This window comes from Duganella sp. 1411 (assembly GCF_017833525.1).
Lineage (GTDB): Bacteria > Pseudomonadota > Gammaproteobacteria > Burkholderiales > Burkholderiaceae_D > Rugamonas.
Genome location: NZ_JAFICD010000007.1, coordinates 286,603 through 294,773, shown reverse-complemented (window position 1 = coordinate 294,773; position 8,171 = coordinate 286,603). Strand labels below are relative to the sequence as shown.

6 protein-coding genes are annotated in these 8,171 nt (G+C 65.4%); 1 reads left to right on the top strand and 5 read right to left on the bottom strand.

The genetic code is table 11. From position 1 onward, the window contains the following. Window positions 1–201: 201 nt before the first annotated feature. From JOD97_RS28175 to JOD97_RS28155, 5 genes are read right to left on the bottom strand one after another with little or no spacing between them, the layout of a single operon-like run. On the bottom strand, window positions 202–1,392 hold the full coding sequence (locus tag JOD97_RS28175; protein ID WP_209725853.1) for a TonB C-terminal domain-containing protein: 1,191 nt from the start codon (window positions 1,390–1,392) through the stop codon (window positions 202–204). A gap of 7 nt (window positions 1,393–1,399) precedes the next feature. Then, the gene (locus JOD97_RS28170; protein WP_209725851.1) at window positions 1,400–2,551 is read right to left on the bottom strand and encodes a UbiH/UbiF/VisC/COQ6 family ubiquinone biosynthesis hydroxylase; all 1,152 of its coding nucleotides are present in this window, start codon (window positions 2,549–2,551) and stop codon (window positions 1,400–1,402) included. Then, entirely contained in the window at window positions 2,548–3,903 is a 1,356-nt protein-coding gene (locus JOD97_RS28165) for an aminopeptidase P N-terminal domain-containing protein (protein WP_209725907.1), read from the bottom strand. Before JOD97_RS28165 ends, JOD97_RS28170 begins: the two co-directional genes overlap by 4 nt. Continuing rightward, window positions 3,903–4,622, bottom strand: a complete 720-nt coding sequence (murU, locus tag JOD97_RS28160) for an N-acetylmuramate alpha-1-phosphate uridylyltransferase MurU (RefSeq protein ID WP_209725849.1) — start codon at window positions 4,620–4,622, stop codon at window positions 3,903–3,905. The genes JOD97_RS28165 and murU overlap by 1 nt, the downstream gene beginning before the upstream one ends. Next, window positions 4,622–5,710: an aminoglycoside phosphotransferase family protein gene (locus tag JOD97_RS28155; protein ID WP_209725847.1), complete on the bottom strand. Its 1,089-nt coding sequence runs from the start codon at window positions 5,708–5,710 to the stop codon at window positions 4,622–4,624. Before JOD97_RS28155 ends, murU begins: the two co-directional genes overlap by 1 nt. A gap of 107 nt (window positions 5,711–5,817) precedes the next feature. Between JOD97_RS28155 and JOD97_RS28150 the strand changes: the two genes are divergently transcribed. Beyond that, complete coding sequence (locus JOD97_RS28150) at window positions 5,818–8,082, top strand: LPS-assembly protein LptD (protein WP_209725845.1); 2,265 nt, start codon at window positions 5,818–5,820, stop codon at window positions 8,080–8,082. Window positions 8,083–8,171: the final 89 nt, after the last annotated feature.

The following is an 8,171-nucleotide window of genomic DNA, read 5'->3' as shown; positions in this document are numbered from 1 at the left end:
TCATTCGGCTAGCTCCTTGAGAATTGGGGGTTTGGCGATTTCCAAGTTCTCAAGTCTAGTCCGAATGAACCACAACAACCTATTGAAACATCACAGCTAATCCGCCCTACGTGATTCCGGGGACGGCTAGGCGATAATGGCCCGTGTGATTACGCCAATTCTGTTGGCTGCTCCGCATCGTCTTCCCAATGTTTCATTGTGCTAGGGCTTGGGTTCCGCAGGGGAGATGCTGTATCGGGCACGAAAGACGGTGACCGTGTTTGGTGGAAAAGGTGGAGTTTCACGGATCGCATTAGCCACAGCTTGGTCAAAGCGGTCGTCGCCAGATTTTCGCTTTAGATTCATGCCTAAGAATGCACGATCGGCATCGAGAAATACCTCGTATTCCACGGTTAGGACTTTTTTCTGCGAAGGGCTAGCGCGATAGGCGATGCGAGTACCGATTTCCTGTAGTCGAACTTGGGACACGATGTGATCTGGTTCGCGGCTTCCCCATGAAGAGACTTTGCTCACAAATATAGGCGCAATGATTGCTATAACAAACAGCCAGACCAGCACTTTACCGAGCGACGCGCGCGAAGAGGTAATCGGTTCCGCAAATACGGGTTCGGTCACTCTGGCTTGTCGCCATTGGAGAAAGACGTCCGCGTCGAGAATTACCGCCATCAGGTTCGGGAATAGTCGGTTCAGTCGCACTAATGCAGAACTGTATTGCTGCAGATCTCCCGCATCCGGCGGACGTGGATCGCGCATCCGGCAAATGGCCGCCCGCAACTGGGCGCGTTGGGCAAATTGTACGCCTTCAAACAGGCGTAATTCATGAAGCGCGCTCCGGACCAATGCGCCAGTCTGGAAGCGCATGATGCGGTCAGGAGCCTCCTCCCATCCAAATTGTCTGTTCGCTGCCAAGAATAGCGATTCGTGACCAGGATGCGAGCCATCAGTGAGGTGGCGCACCACCAAACTTTCAAACCATATGCGTGAGTCCAGGTTGACTAAAAAATCATCGGCCAGTGCTTCGCGCAGCGCTTCGTCCCACGTCAGCTCGTCGATTTGTGCCTCTTGGGGCATCGAGGCGAGACATCTAGCCCATGCGAGGTGCGCTAGCTCCTCGGCTGATTCTTTTTCCGAATTTGTAGGAGGTATAACGAAAGCGGGTACCTGCCTCGGAGCCTTCTCAGATGTGCGTTCAATAACTGGCTGCGGGGGAGGCGAGGACTGCGAGTCGCGCGCTGTGAGTTGCAGTGCCATTTCATAGGCTTGGCGCAGCGTTTGAAATGCGGCGGCTTCGGTTTCTTGATCGATCTTTCTTAGTTCGCGCGCATAGGCCTTGCGGATTTCGCGCGCATCCGCATCGGCAGGCACCCCGAGCCGGGCATAAATATCGTGCATGAGTAGACTAGCGGCGGCCGTACATCATCAGCTCGGCCAGCACGCCGCGCGCCGGGCCGACCATGTCGATCGCGGCCAGCGATAGCCCCAGCAGCGCCTGCGCCGGCGAGTCGTTGGCGAAGATCCTTGCCATCGTGTCGGTCAGCCGCACCGTCGTGGTCCGGTCCTGCCGGCGCAGCGCGGTGAACTCCGCCAGCTTCTCCGGCTTCGCGCCTTGCGCCAGCAAACGCGCCAGCACCGTGACGTCGCGCAGGCCCAGATTCAATCCCTGTCCCGCCACCGGATGCAAGGTTTGCGCGGCATTGCCGATGGCGACCGTGCGGGCGGTGGCGCGTGGGTCGGCGTTCAATCCAAGCGGGAACGCGAGGCGCGGCGAGGCATACGTGAAGCGCCCAACCCGTTCGCCGAACGCTTCGCCCAGCGCCGCCAGGAAGGCCTGGTCGTCCAGCGCCCGCAGCGCGTCGGCGACGTCCGGCCGCACGCACCACACCAGCGAGTATTCATCACCCTGCGGCAGCAGCGCCAGCGGGCCTTGTCCGGTGAACCGCTCGAAGGCGCGATGCCCGGTCGGCCGGGTGCTGCGCACTTGCGCGATGATCGCCGTCTGCCCGTAGTCGCGCCGTTGCGAACGGCTTTCCTGGTCGTTGAACAAGCCGCCTTCCGCCTGCACGACGATGGAGGCCTTTAACGATTTCGCCTCCCCGGTAGCGCTGTCGGTGATGGTCAGCACCACCGCGTCGGACAGTTCGTCGAGCGCTTCCACGCGCGCGGGGCGCAGCATCGCGATGCCGGCGCGTTCGCAGACGGCGCCCAACGCCGTCACCAGGTCGCCGTAGCGGGTGACGTAGCCGAGCGCCGGCAGTTTGTGTTCGTCGCGGTCGATCAGGCTGCGGCCGAATTGTCCGCGCCGCGACACGTGAATTTGGTGGATCGCCGTAGCCGCCACGGGCCAGGCGCCGATTTCCTCGAGTATCTGGCGGCTGCCGTACGACAGCGCGATCGAGCGCGGATCCTTGCCGGCCTGCGCCAGCGACTTGGCGTCGACCAGCGCGATGCGGGCGGCGGGCACGCCGCGTTTGACCAGCAGCGCGGCCAGCGCCATGCCGGCCGGACCGGCGCCGCAGATGGCGATGTCGGCGTCGAGAATGGAATCGGTCATCGCGCCAGCATCACTTCCTCGATCTCGGCCACGGTCTTGGGCGCGGCCGCGCTCAGGATGGTGTGGCCGTCGGCGCCGACCAGCACATCGTCCTCGATGCGGATACCGGTGTTCCAGTATTCCTCCGGCACGCCGTCGGCCGGCCGCACGTAGATGCCCGGCTCCACCGTCAGCACCATGCCCGGCTGCAGCGCGCGCGAAGGTTTGCCGGCCGCGTTCACGTCGCGATACATGCCGACGTCGTGCACGTCCATGCCCAGCCAGTGCCCCGTGCCGTGCATATAGAACCGCATGTAGTGTTTGTTGGCGATGACGTCGGCCACGCCGCCGTGGATATCCTTGTTCAGCAGGCCCAGATCGAGCATGCCTTCGGACAGCACCCGCAGCGCGGCGTCGTGCGCGCCGGAATACGGCAGGCCCGGGGCGATGGCCGCCAGCGCCGCCGATTGCGCCGCCAGTACCAGTTCATACAGGCGCTTTTGCGGCGCCGAGTAGCGGCCATTGACCGGGTAGGTGCGGGTGATGTCGGAGGCGTAGCCATCGAGCTCGCAGCCGGCGTCGATCAGCACCAGATCGCCATCTTTGGTCTGCGCGTCGTTGGCGCTGTAGTGCAGCACGCAGGCGTTGGCGCCGGCGGCGACGATCGAGTTGTAGGCCGGCGCCTGGGCGCCATTGCGGCGGAATTCGTATAGCAGTTCCGCTTCGATCTCGTATTCGTACATGCCGGGGCGCGAGGCGCGCATCGCGCGCGCGTGCGCGGCGCCGGAGATGGTGGCCGCGCGCAGCATGGTGGCCTGCTCGCCGTCGTCCTTGATCAGGCGCATGTCGTCGAGCAGCGGCAGCAGGTCGACGGCGCTGGCCGGCGGCGTGACGCCGGTGCGCGCCATGCGCCGCACGCTGCCCAGCCATAGTTTGATCTGGGCGTCGAGCGCCGGGTTGCTGGCCAGCGCGCAGTACAGCGCCGGCGCGTCGGCCAGCAGCCTGGTGATTTCGCCGTCGAGGTCTTCGATCGGATACGCGGCGTCGAAGCCGAAGGCCGCGCGGGCGCCGTCCGGGCCGTGGCGGAAGCCTTCCCAGATCTCGCGCTCGACGTTCTTTTGGCGGCAGAACAGGATGGAGCGCGCCGGTGCCGACGCCGCGTCGGCGCCCGCCGCCACCAGCACCACCACGCTTTCCGGCTCGGTAAAGCCGGTCAGGTAATAAAAATAGCTGTCGTGCCGGTACGGATAGTCGCTGTCGCCGTTGCGCGCCACCTCCGGTGCGGTGCCCAGCACGGCGACCGCGCCGGGTGGCATCGCCGCCAGCACGCGCGCGCGCCGCGCGGCGTGGGTTTGCACCGCCGCCGCCGCCATCACCGCGCGCCCCTGGCCGCCGGCGGCGCGTTGAGCCGGTCGAGCTGCTCGACGGTGCCGACGTTGTGCCACTCGCCCTCATACACCTCGCCGCCGACTTGCTTGCGCTCGATGAACGAACGGATCAGCGGTCCCAGCTTGGCGTGCTGGCCCGGCGCGATGGCGTCGAACATGTCGGGCCGGTACACGCCGATGTTGCCGAAGGTCCACTTCGGCGCGCCGTCGTTGGTCAGCGAGTACATCGTCAGGCCGAAGTCGCCCTCCGGATGGAAGTCGGGATTGGGCACCAGGTACAGCCAGCAGACGTCGCGCTGGTCGGCCGGGTAGGGCTGGCCCCACAGGTCCTCGTCCTTGAGCACGTCCTTGACTTGCTCGAAGTCGAAGTACGGGCAGTAGATGTCGCCCGAGACGGCCACGAACGGCGCCTCGCCCAGCAGGTGGCGCGCGGTGGCGACGCCGCCGGCCGTCTCCAGCGCCGTCGCCTCGCGCGAGTACAGCAGCTGGGCGCCGAACTGGGCGCCGTCGCCCAGCGTTTGCTCGATGACGTCGCCCAGGTGGGCGGTGTTGATGACGATCTCGGTGATGCCGGCGCGCACCAGGTTGACGATGTGCCAGACGATCAGCGGCCGGCCGCGCACCTTGAGCAGCGGCTTGGGGCAGGTGTCGGTCAGCGGCCGCATGCGCTCGCCGCGGCCGGCGGCGAAGATCATCGCCTTCATCAGAACGTGTAGCCGACTTGCGGCTGCTTGTCCTCGAGCGCGTCGAGCAGGCGCAGCAGCGGTTTCAGGTCCTTGTAGCGGCCGGCCGTCTTGCGCACGTAGTCGAGCACCGTCGGCAGGTCGCCCAGGTACTGGTCCTTGCCGTCGCGGTGGTGCAGGCGGCTGAAGATGCCGAGGATCTTCAGGTGGCGCTGCAGGCCCATGTATTCGAAATCCTTGTAGAAGGCGTCGATGTCCTTGTTGACCGGCAAGCCGGCCGACTTGGCGTGCTGCCAGTAGCGGATCGCCCAGTCCAGCACCAGTTCCTCGTCCCATTGCACGTAGGCGTCGCGCAGCAGCGAGGCGAGGTCGTAGGTGACCGGGCCGTACAGCGCGTCCTGGAAGTCGAGCACGCCCGGGTTGCCGGCGTCCATCCACATCAGGTTGCGCGAGTGGAAGTCGCGGTGCACGTACACCTGCTGCTGCGCCGTGACGTTGGCCAGGATGGCGTCGAACACGCCCTGCAGCTCGGCGTTCTGCTTGTCGGTCAGCGTGGCGCCCAGGTGCTTGCCGATGTACCACTCGGGGAACAGGTTGAGCTCGCGCAGCAGGAAGGCGCGGTCGTACTCGGGCAGCACGTCCGGCGTGCTGGTGGCCTGGAAGCGCACCAGCGCCTCCAGCGCCTCGGCGTACATGGTCGAGGCGTTGTCGTGGTCGAGCACCTGCAGGTAGGTGGTCACGCCCAGGTCGGACATCAGCATGAAGCCGCGCTCGTAGTCGGTGGCGACGATGCGCGGCACGGTGACGCCGGCCTGCGTGAGCATTTCGTCAACCTTGACGAAGCCCAGCACGTTTTCGCGCTCCGGGGGCGCGTCCATGGCGATCAGGGTGGCGCCGAGCGCGGCGCGGTGGGCCGGCAGGACGTCGAGGCGGAAGTAGCGGCGGAAGCTGGCGTCGGCCGAGGCCGGACGGGCGGTTGTCACATCGACCACGCCGAGGCCGGCCAGCCAGGCCGTCAGCTGGGCCAGGCGGGGATCGGTGGCGGCGGCCGGGCTTGCTCCCGGGCTTGCTCCAGATGTATCTGAAGTTAAATTCTGTAATAAAGACATTAAGCGAACCGTGGAAACCGGCGTAAGGTGAAGATTCCCATATAATAAGGGATTCAAATCAAAAAATCGCCTTTCATGGTGTTTCCTCCCTTCTTTTCATGAGCTGCATGCGCTGGCTACTGGCCCCCCCCACTTCGCACCGCTGGGCGTATGCCCTGACCGCCATCGTCACTGTGTCGGCCGTGCCGCCGTACGCCTACGCGCAGGGCACGCCGCCCAAGGCGCGCGCGCCGCGCGTGGAGGACCCGAACGCCGTCACCACCGTCATGGCCGAGGACATCGGCGGGCGCCCCGAGCGCGAGATCACGCTCGAGCGCAACGCCGAGATCATCAAGGACAAGACCAAGGTCCAGTCCGACTACGCGTGCTACCGCCAGGTCGACAACGAGGTCGAGGCCAAGGGTGACGTCAAGATCTGGCGCTACGGCGACTATTACACCGGCACCGAGCTCAAGCTGAACATGGACAGCGGCAAGGGCTACATGCTCAGCCCGACGTACCGGATGGAGGCCAACAACGCCCAGGGCAAGGCCGAGCGCATCAACTTCCTCAACGAGGACGAGGCGCTGGTGCTCAACGGCACCTACAGCACCTGCGAGGGCACCAATCCGGACTGGTACCTGCGCTCGAACACGCTCAACCTCGACTCCGGGCGCGACGTCGGCACCGCCGGCCCGACCGTGGTCTACTTCAAGGACGTGCCGATCCTGGGCACGCCGGCGCTGTCGTTCTCGCTGTCGGGCGCGCGCCGCTCCGGCTGGCTCTCGCCGACCCCGGGCGTGGGCTCGCGCACCGGCCCCGAGCTGGTGGTGCCGTACTACTTCAACATCGCCCCCAACCGCGACCTGACGTTGTTTCCGAAGATCATCACGCGGCGCGGCTTCCAGCTCGGCGCCCACGCCCGCTACCTGGGCGAGACCGATGGCGGCCTGTACCAGGGCGACACCTACCTCGAGTACCTGCCGCACGACAAGAAATACGTGCCGGAGAAGCCGGGCGGCTCGACCGACCGCTGGACCGTCAAGTCGACCCACAAGCAGGACCTGACCGAGGACTGGTCGTACGCGTGGAGCCTGCGCGCGGCGTCGGACAACAACTATCCGAACGACTTCTCCAAGACCGTCTCGAGCTCGACCGAGCGGCAGCTGCTGCGCGAGTTGCGCACCGACTACCACGGCGACATCTGGAGCCTGACCGCGCGCGTGCAGAAGTACCAGGTGCTGCAGGACCCGGCCTCGGTGACCGACGCGTCGCTGTTCGTGTCGCGCCCGTATGACCGGCTGCCGGCGGTCAACTTCCACGCCGCCCAGTACGACGTCGCCGGCGGCTTCGACTGGGCCTTCGACAGCGAACTGACGCGCTTCACCCATCCGACCCTGATCAACGGCACGCGGCTGGTGGGCATTCCGCAGCTGAGCTACCCGATCGTGGGCCCCAGCTACTTCGTCACGCCCAAGGTCATGGTCAACCTGGCCAGCTATTCGCTCGACAGCTTCGGCGCGCAGGCGGCGCGCAACATGTCGCGCGTGGTGCCGACGTTCTCGCTCGACTCCGGCCTGGTGTTCGAGCGCGACGTCAAGTTCCAGAACAAGGAGATGACGCAGACGCTCGAGCCGCGCCTGTTCTACGTCAAGACGCCGTACCGCGACCAGAGCCAGTTCCCCACCTTCGACACCGACGCGGCCACGTTCAACTTCAGCCAGATCTTCAGCGAGAACCGCTTCGTCGGCTCGGACCGCATCGGCGACGCCAACCAGCTGACCGCCGCGCTGGTGTCGCGCTTCCTCGACGCCGCCGGCGCCGAGCAGCTGCGCCTGGCGTTCGGCCAGCGCTTCTACTTCGAGGACCAGCGCGTACAGCTGGCCTCGACCACGCCGGTGGTGCAGGCCCGCTCCGACATCCTGCTGTCGGCCAACGGCCGCATCTCCGAGCACTGGGGCTTCGACAGCGCGCTGCAGTACAATCCGAGCCAGCACCAGGTGGTGTCGCAAAGCTACACGGTGCAATGGATCCCGGCCCAGAAGAAGGTGCTCAACCTGGGCTACCGCTACCTGAGCGGCAGTTTCAAGAACATCGAGGTGTCGAGCCAGTGGCCGCTGTTCAAGCGCTGGTACGGCGTCGGCCGGGTCAGCTACTCGATGCAGGACAGCAAAATCCTCGAGAGCCTGATCGGTCTCGAATACAAGGCCGACTGCTGGGTGTTCCGGGTCGGCGGCCAGCGTTTCGTGACGACCTCGACCACCGCGTCGACGCCGATCTTCTTCCAGCTCGAGCTCAACGGCCTGTCGCACCTGGGCGTGGGCAGCCCGCTCGAGGCGATGAAAAACAGCATTCCCGGCTACCAGCGTTTGAACGAGGGCTACGGCCGCTAAAGCAAGGCACCCGGGCGCGCGCCGGCAGTGACGGGCGGGCGCCTTTTGATTTTTTTACACCTGACTCATGAGCGTTCTACCATGCGTAA

Bases quoted from the DNA above. Each gene is read 5' to 3' on its own strand.
- JOD97_RS28170 (WP_209725851.1), bottom strand. From the start codon at position 2,551: ATGACCGATTCCATTCTCGACGCCGACATCGCCATCTGCGGCGCCGGT.
- JOD97_RS28165 (WP_209725907.1), bottom strand. From the start codon at position 3,903: ATGGCGGCGGCGGCGGTGCAAACCCACGCCGCGCGGCGCGCGCGCGTG.
- murU (WP_209725849.1), bottom strand. From the start codon at position 4,622: ATGAAGGCGATGATCTTCGCCGCCGGCCGCGGCGAGCGCATGCGGCCG.
- JOD97_RS28150 (WP_209725845.1), top strand. From the start codon at position 5,818: ATGCGCTGGCTACTGGCCCCCCCCACTTCGCACCGCTGGGCGTATGCC.
- JOD97_RS28175 (WP_209725853.1), bottom strand. From the start codon at position 1,392: ATGCACGATATTTATGCCCGGCTCGGGGTGCCTGCCGATGCGGATGCG.
- JOD97_RS28155 (WP_209725847.1), bottom strand. From the start codon at position 5,710: ATGTCTTTATTACAGAATTTAACTTCAGATACATCTGGAGCAAGCCCG.